Genomic DNA, 267 nt, shown 5'->3' on the forward strand with positions numbered 1-267 from the left:
CCGTGTCATTGCCCAAAGGAGAGATCGTTGCAGCGCCATAGACAGGGCTGATCAACGTATCATCCGTCGCCACAGGCACATCGCCATAGTCGATCGCCAGCGCCGCCACATTCGACGTGTTGCCGTCCGCATCGTCCACCGTATAGCCCACTGGGGTTGGATCGCTCAGGAATCCGGCCTCAGGCGTAAAGGTCACATCGCCCGTCACCGCATCCACAGTCCAGACGCCTTCGCCCGGCACGGTCAGCGTTTTGCCATCCGCCGCAA

General features: G+C 61.4%; 1 protein-coding gene. It reads right to left on the minus strand.

Annotated features, from left to right (window positions below; all coding sequences use genetic code 11):
- On the minus strand, window positions 1–267 hold a 267-nt coding region (locus tag ACXAGA_RS16490; RefSeq protein ID WP_475118558.1), incomplete at both ends, for a hypothetical protein.

The sequence above is a fragment of the Marivivens sp. ABH4_498 genome, from assembly GCF_056160585.1.